Source organism: Stenotrophomonas sp. TWI819, assembly GCF_039673075.1.
Lineage (GTDB): Bacteria > Pseudomonadota > Gammaproteobacteria > Xanthomonadales > Xanthomonadaceae > Stenotrophomonas > Stenotrophomonas rhizophila_B.
In genome coordinates, this window is sequence record NZ_JBDJKY010000008.1 from 96,123 (window position 1) to 112,245 (window position 16,123).

General features: G+C 67.1%; 14 protein-coding genes. 9 read left to right on the plus strand and 5 right to left on the minus strand.

The genetic code is table 11. From position 1 onward, the window contains the following. Nucleotides 1–153 precede the first annotated feature (153 nt). The 5 genes from ABE463_RS12505 to ABE463_RS12525 all read left to right on the plus strand — a co-directional run bounded on the left by ABE463_RS12505 (nucleotide 154) and on the right by ABE463_RS12525 (nucleotide 5,541). Nucleotides 154–1,047, plus strand: a complete 894-nt coding sequence (locus tag ABE463_RS12505) for a hydroxymethylglutaryl-CoA lyase (RefSeq protein ID WP_346468387.1) — start codon at nucleotides 154–156, stop codon at nucleotides 1,045–1,047. Next, entirely contained in the window at nucleotides 1,044–3,632 is a 2,589-nt protein-coding gene (locus tag ABE463_RS12510) for an EAL domain-containing protein (protein WP_346468388.1), read from the plus strand. Before ABE463_RS12505 ends, ABE463_RS12510 begins: the two co-directional genes overlap by 4 nt. 52 nt (nucleotides 3,633–3,684) lie before the next feature. Further along, nucleotides 3,685–4,455, plus strand: a complete 771-nt coding sequence (locus ABE463_RS12515) for an SDR family NAD(P)-dependent oxidoreductase (protein WP_259260985.1) — start codon at nucleotides 3,685–3,687, stop codon at nucleotides 4,453–4,455. 68 nt (nucleotides 4,456–4,523) lie between these two features. Continuing rightward, the gene (gene yeiP / locus ABE463_RS12520) at nucleotides 4,524–5,090 is read left to right on the plus strand and encodes an elongation factor P-like protein YeiP (protein WP_121036675.1); all 567 of its coding nucleotides are present in this window, start codon (nucleotides 4,524–4,526) and stop codon (nucleotides 5,088–5,090) included. After that, entirely contained in the window at nucleotides 5,080–5,541 is a 462-nt protein-coding gene (locus tag ABE463_RS12525; RefSeq protein WP_346468389.1) for a hypothetical protein, read from the plus strand. Before yeiP ends, ABE463_RS12525 begins: the two co-directional genes overlap by 11 nt. A gap of 45 nt (nucleotides 5,542–5,586) precedes the next feature. Here ABE463_RS12525 and ABE463_RS12530 read toward each other — a convergent pair whose 3' ends face one another. From ABE463_RS12530 to ABE463_RS12545, 4 genes are all read right to left on the minus strand, one after another. Beyond that, nucleotides 5,587–6,327 carry an MliC family protein gene (locus ABE463_RS12530; protein ID WP_259260987.1) on the minus strand — a complete coding sequence of 247 codons (741 nt, stop codon included), beginning with the start codon at nucleotides 6,325–6,327 and terminating at the stop codon, nucleotides 5,587–5,589. Nucleotides 6,328–6,430: 103 nt separating this feature from the next. Further along, nucleotides 6,431–8,245: a DUF4105 domain-containing protein gene (locus ABE463_RS12535; protein ID WP_346468390.1), complete on the minus strand. Its 1,815-nt coding sequence runs from the start codon at nucleotides 8,243–8,245 to the stop codon at nucleotides 6,431–6,433. Next, on the minus strand, nucleotides 8,245–8,541 hold the full coding sequence (locus tag ABE463_RS12540) for a DUF2388 domain-containing protein (RefSeq protein WP_123729721.1): 297 nt from the start codon (nucleotides 8,539–8,541) through the stop codon (nucleotides 8,245–8,247). The genes ABE463_RS12535 and ABE463_RS12540 overlap by 1 nt, the downstream gene beginning before the upstream one ends. Before the next feature lie 61 nt (nucleotides 8,542–8,602). After that, on the minus strand, nucleotides 8,603–9,991 hold the full coding sequence (locus tag ABE463_RS12545) for an FAD-binding oxidoreductase (protein WP_346468391.1): 1,389 nt from the start codon (nucleotides 9,989–9,991) through the stop codon (nucleotides 8,603–8,605). Nucleotides 9,992–10,195: 204 nt separating this feature from the next. Between ABE463_RS12545 and serA the strand changes: the two genes are divergently transcribed. Beyond that, a complete protein-coding gene (gene serA, locus ABE463_RS12550) occupies nucleotides 10,196–11,437 on the plus strand; it encodes a phosphoglycerate dehydrogenase (protein WP_346468392.1) in 1,242 nt (413 codons plus the stop codon). Nucleotides 11,438–11,494: 57 nt separating this feature from the next. Here the strand turns inward: serA and ABE463_RS12555 are convergent, their stop codons facing one another. After that, nucleotides 11,495–12,076: an NUDIX hydrolase gene (locus tag ABE463_RS12555; RefSeq protein WP_346468393.1), complete on the minus strand. Its 582-nt coding sequence runs from the start codon at nucleotides 12,074–12,076 to the stop codon at nucleotides 11,495–11,497. A gap of 186 nt (nucleotides 12,077–12,262) precedes the next feature. Here ABE463_RS12555 and ABE463_RS12560 point away from each other — a divergent pair, with 186 nt between their 5' ends. The 3 genes from ABE463_RS12560 (at nucleotide 12,263) to ABE463_RS12570 (ending at nucleotide 16,035) form a co-directional block, all read left to right on the plus strand. Beyond that, complete coding sequence (locus ABE463_RS12560; RefSeq protein WP_123729134.1) at nucleotides 12,263–13,741, plus strand: amino acid permease; 1,479 nt, start codon at nucleotides 12,263–12,265, stop codon at nucleotides 13,739–13,741. Nucleotides 13,742–13,809: 68 nt separating this feature from the next. Continuing rightward, on the plus strand, nucleotides 13,810–15,237 hold the full coding sequence (locus ABE463_RS12565; RefSeq protein ID WP_346468394.1) for an amino acid permease: 1,428 nt from the start codon (nucleotides 13,810–13,812) through the stop codon (nucleotides 15,235–15,237). 156 nt (nucleotides 15,238–15,393) lie between these two features. Next, on the plus strand, nucleotides 15,394–16,035 hold the full coding sequence (locus ABE463_RS12570; protein ID WP_346468395.1) for a methylthioribulose 1-phosphate dehydratase: 642 nt from the start codon (nucleotides 15,394–15,396) through the stop codon (nucleotides 16,033–16,035). Nucleotides 16,036–16,123 lie beyond the last annotated feature (88 nt).

The window sequence follows — 16,123 nt, forward strand, 5'->3', positions numbered from 1 at the left end:
GGGATGGCCGCTTTGCCGCCCATCCCGCGTATCCCCTTTTCGTGGCCCGCCGGGGACCGTGGGCCGCCTTTCGTCTGACAGGACTCTCCGTGATCTCTACCCCACCCCGCCCCCCGCTGGTCGTCCGCCGCTCCGTTCGTGGAGCGCTGGCACATGGATGATTTCGTCCGCATCGTCGAGGTCGGCCCGCGCGACGGGCTGCAGAACGAGGCCCAGCCGGTCGCCACCGCCGACAAGATCGAGCTGATCCGCCAGCTCTCGCTCACCGGCCTGCGTACCATCGAAGCCACCAGTTTCGTCAGCCCGCGCTGGGTGCCGCAGCTGGCCGATGCCGCCGAGGTCTACACCGGCATCACCCGTGTGCCGGGCATCGCCTACCCGGTACTGGTGCCGAACGAACAGGGTTACGACCGCGCCCTGGCGGTGGGAGTGCAGGAAGTGGCGGTGTTCACCGCTGCTTCGGAAACCTTCAACCGCACCAACACCAACGCCGGCATCGATGAGTCGCTGGCGCGCTTCGCGCCGATCCTGGAACGTGCCAAGGCCGACGGGGTCAAGGTGCGTGGCTATGTGTCCACCGTGCTCGGCTGCCCCTACCAGGGCGAGGTCGCGGTGAGCGAGGTGGTCCGCGTCGCCCGCGCGCTGCATGAGATGGGCTGTTACGAAATCTCGCTCGGCGACACCATCGGCGTCGGCACGCCGCGCAAAGCGCGCGCGATGCTCAAGGCCGTCGCCAGCGAGCTGCCGATGGACGCGTTGGCCGTGCATTTCCACGACACCTACGGCCAGGCACTGGCCAACATCGATGCCTGCCTGGAAGAAGGTGTGCGCGTGGTCGACTCGGCCGTCTCCGGTGCCGGCGGCTGCCCGTACGCCAAGGGTGCCAGCGGCAATGTCGCCAGCGAAGATGTGGTCTACATGCTGCACGGCATCGGCATGCGTACCGGCATCGACCTGCCCGCGCTCGCCAGCACCGGGCGCTGGCTGGCCGCACGCCTGGGGCGCGAGACCGGCAGCAAGACCGGCAAGGCTCTGGCGGCGACATGAAACAGGGCGGCCCGCGCAAGGACGCTGCGGTCGGTGATCACCTCACCGCCCACGTCCACGCGCTGGCCGCCCTGGATCGCGCACTGGCACGCTCGCCCGGCGAGCTGCATGGCCTGCTGGAAGAGGTCCAGCAGGCGCTGCAGGAAGCCATGGATGAGCGCCAACTGGCGCTGCGGCGGTACGCCGCCCTGTTCGACGCCGTGCCCGATCCGGTCAGCATCCTGAGCGAAGATGGCGTGGTGCTGGATCTCAACAAGGCGGGGGTGCGCGCGTATGGCCGCCCGCGCGAAGAGATCATCGGCCAACCGATCGAGCTGTTGAACCCGGACCTGCCCAGCGATCATCTGGATCCGGTCTGGGAGGCGTTGCGCCAGGGCGAAACCTACGTCATCGAAGTCACCAACATGCGCGGCGACGGCAGCCGCTTTCCGGTGGAGGTGCATTCGGCCGGGTTCGAGCATCAGGGCGACCACTGCATCGTGGCCGTGGCGCGCGACCTGAGCAGCCGCTGGCAGGCCGAGTCGCGCTATCGACTGCTGATGGAGTCCATCGACAAGGGCGTGATCCTGTTCGACCGCCAGCTGCGGGTGGTTTCCGCCAACCCGGCCGCCCACCGCATCCTCGGTATCGCCGGCAACGGCGGCAGCCTGCAGGCGATGCTGGCGCCGGAGGACTGGATCAGCGTGGACGAGCACGGCCACCCGCTCACCCGCGAACAATGGCCGGCCAGCGTCTCGCTGCAGACCGGGCGCATCGTGCGCAGCACCATCGTCGGCCTGTACCACCGCCCGCGCGGCCGGATGATCTGGATCTCCACCACCAACGTGCCGGTGTACGGCAATGGGCGCGATGCGCCGGACCACGTGTTCGGCCTGTTCAGCGACATCACCGAACTCAAGCGCAACAACACGCTGTTCGACCGCGCGCAGTCGCTGGCGCACATCGGTGGCTGGGAATGGGACCGGGGCCTGCAGCGCCTGTACCTGACCGACGAGGCGACCCGCATCCTGGGCCAGGCGTTGCCGATGCGCGACATGGCCGAGCTGCTGGAATGCCTGCGCGTGGATGACCGCGCGCAGCTGCAGCAGGCACTGCTGGATGTGATCGACAAGCAGGTCTCCTTCGAGCTGGAGCTGCAGGGCCAGCGCAGCGACGGCCACTCGTTCTGGGTGCGGATGATCGGCGAGGCCGAGGCCGGCGATGTCGATGCCGCGCGCATCGCCGGCACCGTGCAGGACATCACCGCGCGCAAACAGGCCGAAGAGACGCTGCGGATCCAGGCGCGCACCGATCCGCTCACCGGGATCATGAACCGCGACGCGGTACTCAACGATCTGGCCACGCGCATGGCCAACCCGACGCACTGCCGGGTTGCGGTGCTGTACATCGATCTGGACCGGTTCAAGATCGTCAACGACCTGCTCGGCCACAATGCCGGCGACGAACTGCTGATCGATGCCACCCGCCGCATCGCCACCGCGATCGGCACCGAAGGATTGCTGGCCCGGTTCGGCGGTGACGAGTTCCTGGTGGTCTGCGATACCCGCGACCAGGCCGACCAGCCCGAGCGGCTCGCCGAAGCGATCACCCGTGCGTTCAGCACCCCGTTCCGCTTCGGCGCCGACGAGTTTCCGGTGACCACCAGCATCGGCATCGCGCGGGCGCCACAGGACGGGTTGCGCCCGCAGCAGCTGATCCAGAACGCCGACATCGCCATGTACGACTGCAAGCGACGCACCCGCAACGGCTGGCAGGTGTTCTCGCCCGAACTGGCCCAGCGCCAGCATGACCGCCTGCAGATCGAAAGCCGCCTGCACCGCGCCCTGGACGATGACGAGTTTCATCTGGTCTACCAGCCGCAGGTCAACCTGCACAGCGGCCAGCTGGTGGCGGCCGAGGCCCTGATCCGCTGGCGCAACACCCAGCTCGGCGAGCTGCGCCCGGACATTTTCATCGCCCATGCCGAAAGCACGGGCGACATCGTCCGGATCGGCCTGTGGGTCCTGCGCGAAGCCTGCCGGCAGGTACGCCAATGGCAGGACGACGGGCTGGGTATCGTGCGGGTGGCGGTCAATGTGTCTTACCGGCAATTCGTCGGCGAAGACCTGGCCCGGCATGTGCGCGCCGTGCTGGATGAATTCCACCTGCCCGGCAGCGCACTGGAACTGGAGTTCACCGAGCGGGTGTTGATCGAGGATGCCCCGGACACCCTGCAGACCTTCGCCCGCCTGCGCGAGATGGGCGTACTGCTCACCATAGACGACTTCGGCGAAGGCTACAGCGCCCTGAACTACCTGCGTCGGCTGCCGATCCATGGGCTCAAACTGAGCCAGCTGTTCGTGGAGGGGGTACCGGGCAACCGCTCGGACGTGGCGGTCTGCGAGGCCGTCTGCGGGATCGCCCGCAGCCTCGGGCTGGGGCTGGTCGCCGAGGGCGTGGAATCGGAAGCGCAGCGCCAGTTCCTGCAGACGTTGGGGGTCTCGGTCGGCCAGGGCTTTCTGTTCGCGCCGGGGCTGGCACCGGATGAGTTCGCCCGCCGCCTGGCCCTGCGCGCAAAGGTCGCGGTGGGCAGTGCACAACGGTGATCGCGGCCGCTTCCGTTAGAATCGGCGGTTCTTGAACCAGCGGGATCGTGCAATGCAGCTGTCTTCTGTCCGCGCCGTCATCACCGGCGGTGTCTCCGGCCTCGGCCTGTCCGTGGCCCAGCACCTGGTCGCCAACGGCGCCAAGGTGGCCCTGTTCGATCTCAATGACGACAAGGGCGCGGCCGCCGTGGCCGAGCTTGGGGAGGCCAACGCGCGCTACTACAGCACCAACGTCAGCGACGAAGCCGCCGTCGCCGCGCAGATCGATGCCGCCTGCGACTTCCTCGGCGGGCTGAACACCGCGATCAACTGCGCCGGCATTCTGGGCGCCGGCCGCGTACTCGGCAAAGAAGCGCCGATGCCGCTGGCCAACTTCCAGGGCACGGTGATGGTCAACCTGGTCGGCAGCTTCAACGTCGCCAAGGCCGCCGCCAACCGCATGCAGCACAACACCCCGGGCGAGGACGGCGAGCGCGGCGTGATCATCAACACCGCCAGCGTGGCGGCCTACGAAGGCCAGATCGGCCAGGCTGCCTATGCCGCCTCCAAGGGCGGCGTGGTCAGCATGACCCTGCCGATGGCCCGCGAGCTGTCGCGCTTCGGCATCCGCGTGATGACCATCGCCCCGGGCATCTTCTGGACCCCGATGGTCGATGGCATGCCGCCGGCCGTGCAGGAATCGCTGGCCGCCTCGATCCCGTTCCCGCCCCGCCTGGGCAAGCCGGAGGATTTCGCCGGCCTGGTCGCCTATATCCTGGGCAACACCTATCTCAACGGCGAGACCATCCGCCTTGACGGCGCCGTGCGTCTGGCGCCGAAGTAAGCGAGCACGCAACCCGCTGGGTGCCCGGTTCCGGCACCCGCCACCTCCACGAACCGACCTTCATTCCCATGAAAGCCAGCGACATCAAGAAAGGCAACGTCGTCGAATTCAACAACGGCGTCTACCAGATCCGCGACATCGAACGCAGCTCCCCGCAGGGCCGCGGCGGCAATGTCCGCTTCCGTTTCATCATGTACAGCGTGCCCGGCGGCAACAAGCTCGATTCCAGCTTCGATGCCGACGACAACCTGCCCGAAGTCGAGCTGCTGCGCCGCCAGGCGACCTACTCGTACATGGACGGCGACGCCTTCGTCTTCCTCGATGACGAGGACTACACCCCGTACATGGTCGATGCGGACGTGCTCGGCGACGACGCCGGCTACATCACCGACGGCCTGACCGGCATCTATGTGCAGGTGATCGACGAGACCCCGGTGGGCGTGCAGCTGCCGACCAGCGTGGTGCTGGAAGTGGTCGAAACCCCGCCGGAACTCAAGGGCGGCACCGCCACCAAGCGCCCGAAGCCGGCCAAGCTCAGCACCGGCATCGAGATCATGGTGCCGGAGTACATCGCCAACGGCGAACGCGTGCTGGTCAACACCACCACCGGTGAATTCGCCGGCCGTGCCGACTAAGCGGTCCGTACTGATCGTCCTGCTCCTGCTGCTCGCGGCGTGCTCGCCGCGGGCAGTGGAGAGTGAGACGCTGGATGCGCCGGCTCCGGACGCGATCTCCGACAGCAGCAACGGCAATGCCCGCTGCGAAGTGCCAGCGCAGGTGTTCGTGGCCGAGGACATCCGCATGTACTGCGCGATGCCCGGCGACGTGCAGGCCTTCCTGACGCGCGAAAGCGCCTGCCAGCACTTCGCTGGCGAAGAAGCGTACGACGAGGACCGCGCCCGCGAATTGGCCTACGCGATCCACGAGAGCTGCGACGACCGTGCCCGCCTCTTCAATCAACTCCTGCAGCGCCATGCCGACAACTGCCTGGTGCACACTGAGCTGATGCTGCTGGGCACCCGCAATGAACTCGTGCTTGATGTCGACAGCCGGGCGCTGCCCAACCCCTGCCCGCGCGGCATGTAACGGTTCACCGGACGCGCACGCGCGCATCCGGTGTCTTCAACTGGATCAGGGCTTGGCCGCCAACGATGGCGCGCCGGCGAAATCACCACAGCCGTGGTACTGGCGCGCGCCGACCGTGAGCATGGCCGTGGCACCGAAGGCCTGCCCACTCATGTCGTCCTGGCACACCGTGCGCTGGAAGGTCAGTTTGACCGGCGTGCCGTCGGCAGCCGTACCGGACCAGCCGTCACGGCCCTGCGTGGGGCTGGCAATCTCGAGCTTGCGCTCGCCGTAGTCCATCTCGATGTGCAGCGCCGGCGTAGCGCCCGCCGCCACCTGGGCCAGCCAGCCCGGCTCATTGCCGGTCGCGCGGAACCCGCCCGCCGCATCGGCATCCGCTGCGTCAGCCGTGGCGTTGGCCGGCGGTGCTTGGCCGCCCTGCTCGCCGGTGCCGGTGCAGGTACGGTCCGGCTCGCCACTGAGGATCAGGCTGCCTTCGGTGGTGCCCTTGGTCCAGAATTCGTTGCCCTGCCCATCGCCATACTTGGCGCCGGACGCTGCAGGCTGCGAGGACATCGGGAAGGTGCGGTCACCCACCACCACCGTTGCCGAATCCTGACCACGATAGGTGGCATGCACTTCCAGCTCGCCACAGCGGAACGCATACGCGCGCTCTTCAGCAGTGGAAGCATCGATCGGCGGGGGGGCTTCACTGCCATCGGCGGCGGGGCTGCTCTGACTGGCCGGCTGGCAGGCGGCGAGTGCGCCGGTAATGGCCAGGCTCAACAACCAGGGAGATGCGCGCATGAGGGACTCCTTGCGATAACGTCAACAACACTTGATCGTACCTGCCGCGACGTGAGAGCAGGTGAAGCAACGCTGACCTTCCGGGCATCGCTGAACACGCGGTTCAGTGCGGTGCGACCCGTCCTTCGTCCTCTCGCGCCAGCGCACGCATGCGCGCACCCAGCCGTGCCAGGTTGCTGTCGATCAGGGCCAGTTCGCGTTGCTGTGCCTGTGGCAGGCGGTGTTTGAGCTGCTGCTGCAGCGCCTTCCAGGCCGGTACGCCCTGGGCACTGAGCCGCGCCGCCGCCGCGCGGGCCTGCACCCGCTCGTCCGCCGAAGGCAGCCCGTAGCCGTCCCCCTGCACAAGCGCGGCCGGACTGATCAGCTGGCCGGTGTCTTCCAGCAATGCGCGCAGCGCGTCGCGCGCCCTGCCATCGGCGTTGCCCGGATCGCCCAGCAGCCGTTTCAGCACGTCGCGCGCGCGCAGTTCCTCGCGACGCAGGGCAGCCTGTTCCAGCAACAGCAGGGCGGCCGTGGCGCGCAGATCCCCCTGCTCTACCCAGCGTGCACGCTCGCTGGCCGGCTGCCGCAACCAGTGGCCGACGTCTGCCGTGCCCAGCGGCAGCTGCTGGCGCGCCGCATCGAACAACTGCTGGTAGTGATCTTCGGCGGAGGCGAAGTAGTAACCCTGCCGCGTTGCCTGCTCACGATCCGCCAGCACGCTGGCGTCGGCCACGCCCTGGCGCTCCAGGCGGGTCAGCAGCCCGCGCGGCGTGATCCGGTTCAACCCGGGCGATGCCAGACGTGGCACGCCTTCCTGCAGCAGCTTGCCGGTCTCTACCGCGCAGTTGTTGCTGACGAACAGATAGCGGCCGTCATAGCTCCAGTGCACCTGCGCGACACGCTCCAGCAGGCTGGCGATGTCCTGCGCATCCAACGCCAGCGGGACCGACGAGAGCCCCCGCAGTTCCACCTGGGTGTATTCGTTGATGACCTGGTTGAGCGGCAGCACGAACAGGCGCGAAGGATAGGCGCCGGTCAGCCCGCGCCAGCTGGAGATCTGTACATCGCCGACGAAGGCGCGATAGGACAGCACGCGGTGATGGGAAAGATCCATCCGGCACGCCGGCCCACGCGGCCGGCCCGGCGCGCAGATCACCAGGCGCAGCATGCTGTGGCCCCAGCGGCTCATCAGCTGGTCATTGCCTTCGGCGAGCAGGTAGTCCACCGCGTAGATCCGGGCCGGATCCAGTTCGAGCAGGGTCGCGGCGCCCGCGTCTTCTTCAGCCTGCATCAACGGCAGACGGCTGTCGCATCTCACGGCCTGGTCGTTCGGCCCGAGGTGCGCGGCAAACCACGCGGCGACGGCCGGACGGCGGCAGGCGTAATCCGGATCGAGCAGCAGGTGCTCGGCGTTGACGGCCAGGAACTCGGCCGGACGCGTGCGTTCGTAATCGTCCGGACTGCGCCCGCTGAAGGCGTTCGCCGTGCGGCCGAGCTTCCACGGGCGTCGCTGCCAGCCGGCCAGATCGCGCAGACGCGCATCGCGCGACCAGCCACCCTGCGGCGAACGGTCCAGCACGTGGGTCAGCTCATGGATCAGCGCCGCTTCGAGCGGGCGCGGCAGCGGCTCATCATCCTGCACGGTGTCCAGCAACGCGCGCTGCAGGGTGATGCTGCCGTTGCGGGCACGGCCATGCACGTGCGCGGGCAACGTGTCCGACCAGCGCACCTGCACCGGCTGCTGGAAGCGTGCCTGCCACTGCGGCGGCATGCGCATCCGCACCTGCTGAAGCGCACGCTCGGCGGCCACGATCTGCGCGGCGCTCAATCCCTGCGGCTGCAGCTCCAGCTGCAGCGCCGCCTGTGCGAACGGCGCGGCGAGCCACGCGATCAGGACCGCCCAACGCCAGCGGCGGACCTGACCACGCGTTCGCATCAGCGGGCCAGCAGGGTCCTGGCCAGCACCATGTCGCTGGCCTGCTGCTGCGCAACGCTCTGCTCGCGCAGGTGCAGCAGCGCTGCCTCCAGGCGTGCACCGCGGATCGCACCGTCGCTGGCCACGAAGGCCGCGGCGTCATCGCGCGCATCGAGCACGATCTTGTCATCGCCCGAGCTGGACGAGCCGGCCGAGGACGCACCGGACGCGGAGCCGGCAGAGCTGCCGGCGAAACTGGAGGCCATCGCCGACAACGGCAGGGCGAGCACGGCAAGAAGCAGGATCGGACGCATCATCGGGGTGTCGTTCGCGGTGGAAAGCACAGAGCGTATAGGCTGCGTGAAATCCTGTCTTGCCTCAGAGGTCAAAGACCTTGCCGGGATTCAGCAGCGCTTGGGGATCAAACGCACGTTTGACCGCCTTCATCAGTGCGATTTCCGGCGCGCTGCGGGTGCTGCCCAGGTAGCCCTTTTTGACCAGGCCGATCCCGTGTTCGGCCGAGATGCTGCCGTCAAAGCGGGCCAGCACTCCGGCGAGCAGCTTGGTGACGTGCTCGCATTGGGTCAGGAACTCCGCATCGGCGGTCTCGTCCGGCTTGAGCACGTTGATGTGCAGGTTGCCATCGCCGATGTGCCCGAACCAGACCACCTCGAACTGCGGGTACGCCTGCCCGATCAGCGCCTGGGTTTCGGCGAGGAAGGCCGGCATCGCCGAGATCCGCACCGAGACATCGTTCTTGTAGGGCGTGTAGCGCGCCACCGCTTCGGTGATGCCCTCGCGCAGCCGCCACAGCTGCGCGGCCTGGGCATCGCTCTGGCTGACCACGCCATCGCTGACCCAGCCGTGCTCCATGCAGTGTTCGAACGCGGCCATCGCGGCGGCTTCCTGCGCCTCGTCGCCGGCAGCGAATTCAGTGACCACGTAATACGGATGGACCTCGTCGAATGGTGCCTGCGCGCCATGCGCCAGCACGTGCTCGAGCGCGCGGTCGGTGAAGAACTCGAAGGCCTGGAGCTGCAGCCGCTCACGGAAGGCCGCAAACACCTGCATCAACACCTCGAACGAGGGCAGCGCCAGCAGCATCACATTGCTGGCCGGCGGCGGATCGGTGAGCTTCAAGGTGGCTTCGACGATCACGCCGAGCGTGCCTTCCGAGCCGATCAGCAGCTGGCGGAAGTCATAGCCGCTGGAATTCTTGATCAGGCCCTTGTTGAGCTCGACCAGCTCACCGGCCATCGTGACCACCTTCAGGCCGGCGATCCACTCGCGGGTATTGCCGTACCGGATCACGCGGATGCCACCGGCATTGGTGGCGATGTTGCCGCCGATCGAGCACGAACCGCGCGCGGCGAAATCCACCGGATAGATCAGGCCGTGTTCGAGTGCAGTGTTGTGCACCGCTTCCAGCGCCATACCGGCCTGTACGGTCAGCGTGCGGTCCACCGCATCGAAGGCCAGCGGCTTGTTCATCCGCTCCAGGCTGAGCACCAGTTCGCCGTGTGCTGCCACCGCGCCACCGGACAGGCCGGTGCGGCCGCCGGAGGGCACCACGGCCACGTGCTGGGCACTGGCCCAGCACAGGATCGCCTGCACCTCCTCCACTGTGCCCGGCAGGGCGATCGCCAGCGGCGCCGGGGTCCAGCGCCGGGTCCAATCGCGGCCGTAGTGCTCCAGATCGGCCGGATCGGTCTTCAGGCGCAGGCCGGGGCAAGCGTGCAACAGCGAATCAAGGCGCGGATCGGTCATGGGACGTCTGGCGGTGCCGGGGGAGCCCGCAAGCCTGCCAGCCGCTACCGGCCGCGTCCAGTAGCAGGCGCGCCTGTGACGGCCACACGCACCCACGAAAATAGGTGCATCTGAAACCGTTCGGACGTTGATTGGCGCACCGCACCATCGCCGCCCGCTTCTGGCATAGTTGGGGGCTCCACCGCCACACGTCGCACGCCGCCCATGTCGCCGAAAAAGACCTCGTTCCCGAAGCAGGATATCCGCGTACTGTTGCTCGAGGGGGTCAGCCAGACCGCGATCGACGTGTTCACCGCAGCCGGCTATTCGCAGATCGAACTGCACAGCAAGGCGCTGCCCGAAGACGAACTGAAGGCCCGCATCGCCGAGGCCCACATCGTCGGCATCCGCTCGCGCACGCAGCTCAGCGCGGAGGTGCTGGCCAACGCCAAGCGCCTGATGGCGGTCGGCTGCTTCTGCATCGGCACCAACCAGGTCGACCTGGAGGCAGCGGAACTGGCCGGCATCCCGGTGTTCAACGCGCCCTACTCCAACACCCGCAGCGTGGCCGAGCTGGTGATCGCCGAAGCGATCATGCTGACCCGCGGCATCCCGCAGAAGAACGCCGAATGCCATCGCGGCGGCTGGTCCAAGTCGGCCGCCGGCAGCCATGAGGTGCGCGGCAAGACGCTGGGCATCATCGGTTATGGCCACATCGGCACCCAGGTCGGCGTGATGGCCGAAGCGATGGGCATGCAGGTGATCTTCCACGATGTGGAAACCAAGCTGTCACTGGGCAATGCCCGCGCGGCGATCAGCCTGGATGACCTGCTGGCGCGCGCCGACATCGTGACCGTGCATGTGCCGGAAACCCCGGCCACGCAGTGGATGATCGGTGCCGATGAACTGGCGCGGATGCGCCCCGGCGCGCACCTGATCAACGCCGCGCGCGGCACCGTGGTCGACATCGACGCACTGGATGCGGCGCTGCGCTCGGGCCACCTCGGTGGTGCGGCGCTGGATGTGTTCCCGGTCGAGCCCAAGGGCAACGGCGATGCGTTCGTGTCACCGCTGACCACGCACGACAACGTGATCCTGACCCCGCACGTGGGCGGCAGCACACTGGAAGCACAGGACAACATCGGTGTGGAAGTGGCGGCCAAACTGGTGCGCTACAGCGACAACGGCAGCACCCTGTCGGCGGTCAACTTCCCGGAAGTGACGCTGCCCGAGCACGCCGAGAGCCTGCGCCTGCTGCACATCCACCAGAACGTGCCGGGCGTACTCTCCAAGGTCAACGAGATCTTCTCGCGCCACAACGTCAACATCGACGGCCAGTTCCTGCGTACCGACGCCAAGGTCGGCTACGTGGTGATCGACATCACCGCCAGCGAAGCCCAGGCCGGCGCCGTGCGCGACGAACTGGCCGCCATCCCGGGCACGCTGCGCACCCGCGTTCTTTATTAACAGGGACGGGGGTGATTAATAACTACCCCCGTCCCTGTTAAATCAGTCCCTGTTAAATCACCGCGCCATCCAGCGCTTGGCCATGCGCGGCAGCGAATCATCCCCATCGGGGGTCTCGATCGCCGCATTGGCCACGTCACGGATATCGCGCCAGGCCAACGCCAGTGACTCTTCGCTGATCGCGAACTGCTCACTGCCCAGCGCCCGCACCACGTAGCGGGCGTCGTAGTGCCAATGGCCTGGCACGTCCGTGCGTTCGGGGATCCAGTGCTTGTCGATGTCGAACAGTTCGCCATCTTCCAGCACCAGTGCGGTCAGCCCGGATTCCTCCTCGGCCTCCTTCAGCGCCACCTGGGCCAGATCGCGCTCGCCATCAGCGTGCCCGCCCAGCTGCAGCCAGCGGTCCAGCTTGCGGTGGTGGGTCAGCAGCACGCGCTGCCCATCGGCACTGACCAGCCACGCGCTGCCGGTGAAGTGCCCGGCCAGGCGCTCGCGCAGGAACGGGTTCTCAGGATCGTCCAGCACTGTGCTGAATTCGTCAGCCAATGCCGCGTGCTCCGGATGTCGGCGGGCGTAATTGTCAAGCTGACTGCGCAGGGCGGCGTCAGGAATGGCAACGGATTCGGGGTTCAGCGACATGGCAGGTGCAGGCATCGTGCGGATTTGGCCGATTATCGCTCGGCCATGCTGCATTTGTGCTTGTACAGCGGCTTCAGCTTTGGCTAAGGTACAGCGGGCCCCGCAACGCTGGGGCGCCCAGTCGCCATCAGGGCGTGCGGCAATGTACCGCGCGCCTCACCTTTGTTCATTTTAGGGAAGCACTGCATGCTGAAGTCTCTGTTGAGGGTCAAGCCGGTCGAACCGGCCGGCCACGTCGATGCCGGCGAACCCATCGAAGGCAGCCTGGACGGCGAAGTCACGCTGAAACGGACCCTCACCGCCAAACATCTCATCCTGCTCGGCATTGGTGCGGTGATTGGTGCAGGCATCTTCGTGCTGACCGGCCAGGCGGCGGCCAACCATGCCGGTCCGGCCGTCATGCTCTCGTTCGTGTTCGCCGGCTTCGCCTGCGCACTGGCGGGCCTGTGCTACGCAGAATTCGCGGCGATGATGCCGGTCTCCGGCAGCGCCTACTCCTACTCCTACGCCACCCTCGGCGAAGGCATGGCCTGGTTCATCGGCTGGTGCCTGGTGCTGGAGTACCTGTTCGCCTCGGCCTCGGTCGCGGTCGGTTGGTCGGCGTACCTGATCAGCTTCATCACCACGACACTGAACATGCCATTCCCCGATGCGCTCAGCGCTGCGCCCATCGCCTGGACCGGCCATGAGTTCATCTCCTCCGGCAAGCTGTTCAACCTGCCGGCGGTACTGATCGTGGCGGCCGTCTCCGGCCTGCTGTACGTCGGCGTGACCCAGTCGGCCTTCGTCAACGCGATCATCGTCGCGATCAAGGTCACCGTGATCTGCCTGTTCATCGGTTTCGGCGCGGCGCACCTGGATACGGCCAACTGGACCCCCTTCATTCCGGAGAACACCGGCGTGCCGGGTGAGTTCGGCTGGAGCGGCGTGTTCCGTGCGGCAACCATCGTGTTCTTCGCCTATATCGGCTTCGATGCGGTCTCCACCGCCGCCGGCGAAACCAAGGACCCGCAGCGCAACATGCCGATCGGCCTGCTCGGCTCGCTGGCCGTGTGCACCATCGTCTACATCATCGTCTGCGCCGTGCTGACCGGCATGATGCCGTATCACCTGCTGGGCACGGACAAGCCCGTCGCGACCGCGCTGGAGCCCTACCCGACCCTGTCCTGGCTGAAGACCGCCGTGGAAATCGGTGCGATCGCCGGCCTCTCCTCGGTGGTCCTGGTGATGATGATGGGCCAGACCCGCATCGCCTACACGATCTCCCGTGACGGCCTGCTGCCGAAGATCTTCGGCAAGGTGCACAAGCGCTTCCGTACCCCGTACTGGAGCACCATCGTTGTCGGCGCCATTGCCGCCACCCTGGCCGGTACCGTGCCGCTGAACGTGCTCGGCGAGCTGGTCTCGATGGGCACCCTGCTGGCCTTCGCCACCGTCTGCATCGGCGTGCTGATCCTGCGCTACACACGGCCGGAGCTGGAACGCCCGTTCCGCGTACCGATGGTATGGGTCATCTGCCCGCTGGGCGCCCTGGCCTGCCTGTTCCTGTTCTACCAGGCGTTCGTGGTGCATTGGCACCTGTTCGTGGCCTGGACCCTGCTGGGTCTGTGCATCTACTTCGGCTACGGCATCCGCCACAGCAAGCTGAACAAGAAGAACGCCTGAGTGCTGCCGGGCCGGCCCAGTGCCGGCCCGGTCGTTTGATACGTCGCGCCTGAGAAGACATCCAAACCATGTTCAAGCAACTGTGGGCCACCAAGCATCCGCACGCCGCCCATGAAGACGCCAACGGCCTGAGCCTGCGCCGTACCCTCGGCCCCTGGGGCCTGACCGCACTGGGCATCGGCGCGGTGATCGGCGGCGGCATCTTCGTGATCACCGGCCAGGCCGCCGCCAACCACGCCGGCCCGGCGATCATGCTGTCCTTCGTGCTGGCCGCGATCTGCTGCGCGTTCTGCGCGATGGCCTACGCCGAATTCGCGGCGATGGTGCCGGTCTCCGGCAGTGCCTACACCTATACCTATGCCACCTTCGGCGAGCTCTCGGCCTGGTTCATCGGCTGGATGCTGGTGCTGGAATATGGCGTCTCCGCCTCGGCCGTGGCGGTCAGCTGGACCGGCTATTTCCTGAGCCTGCTCAGCCATTTCGACATCCATCTCCCGGCCGCGCTGGTCAGTGCGCCACTGGATGGCCAACTGCGCCCGACCGGCGCCATCGCCAACATCCCCGCCGCGGTGCTGGTGCTGCTGCTGACCTGGCTGTGCTACGTGGGCATCAGCAAGTCCTCGGCCATGAACATGGCGATGGTGGTGCTCAAGACCGCGTTGATCGTGCTGGTGATCGTGGTGGGCTGGAAGTACGTGGATCCGGCCAATTGGACCCCGTTCATTCCGGAAAACGAAGGCCCGGGCAAGTACGGCTTCGATGGCGTGCTGCGCGGCGCGGCGATGGTGTTCTTCGCCTATATCGGTTTCGAGGCGGTGTCGGTGGCCGCGCAGGAATCGCACAAACCGCAGCGCGACATGCCGATCGGCATGCTGCTCTCGCTGGTGATCTGCACCGTGCTGTACATCGCCATGGCGGCGGTGATGACCGGGCTGGTGCCGTACCAGCTGCTGGGCACGGATGAGCCGGTGGTGACCGCCGTGGCGGCGCATCCGCAGCTGGGCTGGTTGCGCGTGGTCGTGGAGATCGGCGCGCTGATCGGGCTGTCCTCGGTGGTGCTGGTGATGGTGATCGCGCAGCCGCGCATCTTCATGATCATGGGCCGCGACGGGCTGCTGCCGCCGCTGTTCACCAAGATCCATCCCAAGTACCGCACCCCGCACATCAATACCGTGATCACCGGCATCGGCATCGCGCTGCTGGCGGCGGTGTTCCCGCTCGATGTCCTCGGTGAGCTGACCTCGATGGGCACGCTGATCGCGTTTGCGGCAGTCTGCGCGGGCGTGCTGATCCTGCGCCGTACCCAACCGGACCTGCCGCGTCCATTCCGGATGCCGATGGCGTGGCTGATCTGCAGCCTGGGTGTGCTCAGCTGTATCGCGCTGCTGACGGCGATGACGGCCCACAACTGGATGCTGATGGGCTTCTGGACGCTGGGCGGTTTCGCGATCTACTTCTGTTATGGGTATCGCCATAGCCGCTTGCGCGGGAAGTAAGGTCTGCGTCTCAGATCAAGAGCAGAAGACTCGGCTCTGCTGTTGCGGTCGGTTTGGCGGGGTGATGTGGGTTCGCGGGGGGCGCCGTGAACCCCACCCCGTCCGGCCCAGTCGACAAACCTGCTTTTAGCGTTTGACCTAGCTAAAATGACCGGCATGAGCACCCCCACCTTCCCGTACGACACCGCGCGCCTGAGCGAGCTGGCCCAGCTGCTGATCGACAACGTCCGCGAGCTGGCCCACGCCGGCTGGACCCCGGCCACCAGCAGCAACTTCTCCCACCGCCTGGATGACCGCCACGCGGCGATCACCGTGTCCGGCAAGGACAAGGGCCGGCTGGTGGAGGACGACATCATGGTGGTGGATTTCGACGGCCAGGCCGTCGGCCGCCCGCTGCGCCCGTCCGCCGAGACGCTGCTGCACACCCAGCTGTACCGCCGGTTCCCGGAGATCGGCTGCGTGCTGCACACCCATTCGCCGGTGCAGACCATCGCCTCGCGCCTGTATGCGCCGCAGGGCCACATCCGCCTGGAGGGCTACGAGCTGCTCAAGGCCTTCCACGGCAACAGCACGCACGAGATGGCGGTCGACGTGCCGGTGTTCGCCAATACCCAGGACATGGACGTGCTCTCGGCACAGGTCGATGCCCTGCTCGACACCCAGCCGCTGTGGGGCTATCTGATCGACGGCCACGGCCTGTACGCCTGGGGCCGCACCATGGCCGAGGCGCGCCGCCACATGGAAGCCTTCGAGTTCCTGCTCCACTGTGAGCTGGAACTGCGCAAGCTGCGCGGTTGATCGCGCTCAGATTCCTGAAGAGAATCTGTATTCCGCGCATCGGCATCAGTGCGTCGCCCCCACCCCGACGCCGCACTGGTACCCTTTC

Excerpts from the sequence above, each read along its gene's own strand:
- ABE463_RS12505 (WP_346468387.1), top strand. The coding sequence starts at position 154 with ATGGATGATTTCGTCCGCATCGTCGAGGTCGGCCCGCGCGACGGGCTG.
- ABE463_RS12510 (WP_346468388.1), top strand. The coding sequence starts at position 1,044 with ATGAAACAGGGCGGCCCGCGCAAGGACGCTGCGGTCGGTGATCACCTC.
- ABE463_RS12515 (WP_259260985.1), top strand. The coding sequence starts at position 3,685 with ATGCAGCTGTCTTCTGTCCGCGCCGTCATCACCGGCGGTGTCTCCGGC.
- yeiP (WP_121036675.1), top strand. The coding sequence starts at position 4,524 with ATGAAAGCCAGCGACATCAAGAAAGGCAACGTCGTCGAATTCAACAAC.
- ABE463_RS12530 (WP_259260987.1), bottom strand. The coding sequence starts at position 6,327 with ATGCGCGCATCTCCCTGGTTGTTGAGCCTGGCCATTACCGGCGCACTC.
- ABE463_RS12535 (WP_346468390.1), bottom strand. The coding sequence starts at position 8,245 with ATGCGAACGCGTGGTCAGGTCCGCCGCTGGCGTTGGGCGGTCCTGATC.
- ABE463_RS12540 (WP_123729721.1), bottom strand. The coding sequence starts at position 8,541 with ATGATGCGTCCGATCCTGCTTCTTGCCGTGCTCGCCCTGCCGTTGTCG.
- ABE463_RS12545 (WP_346468391.1), bottom strand. The coding sequence starts at position 9,991 with ATGACCGATCCGCGCCTTGATTCGCTGTTGCACGCTTGCCCCGGCCTG.
- serA (WP_346468392.1), top strand. The coding sequence starts at position 10,196 with ATGTCGCCGAAAAAGACCTCGTTCCCGAAGCAGGATATCCGCGTACTG.
- ABE463_RS12555 (WP_346468393.1), bottom strand. The coding sequence starts at position 12,076 with ATGTCGCTGAACCCCGAATCCGTTGCCATTCCTGACGCCGCCCTGCGC.
- ABE463_RS12560 (WP_123729134.1), top strand. The coding sequence starts at position 12,263 with ATGCTGAAGTCTCTGTTGAGGGTCAAGCCGGTCGAACCGGCCGGCCAC.
- ABE463_RS12565 (WP_346468394.1), top strand. The coding sequence starts at position 13,810 with ATGTTCAAGCAACTGTGGGCCACCAAGCATCCGCACGCCGCCCATGAA.
- ABE463_RS12570 (WP_346468395.1), top strand. The coding sequence starts at position 15,394 with ATGAGCACCCCCACCTTCCCGTACGACACCGCGCGCCTGAGCGAGCTG.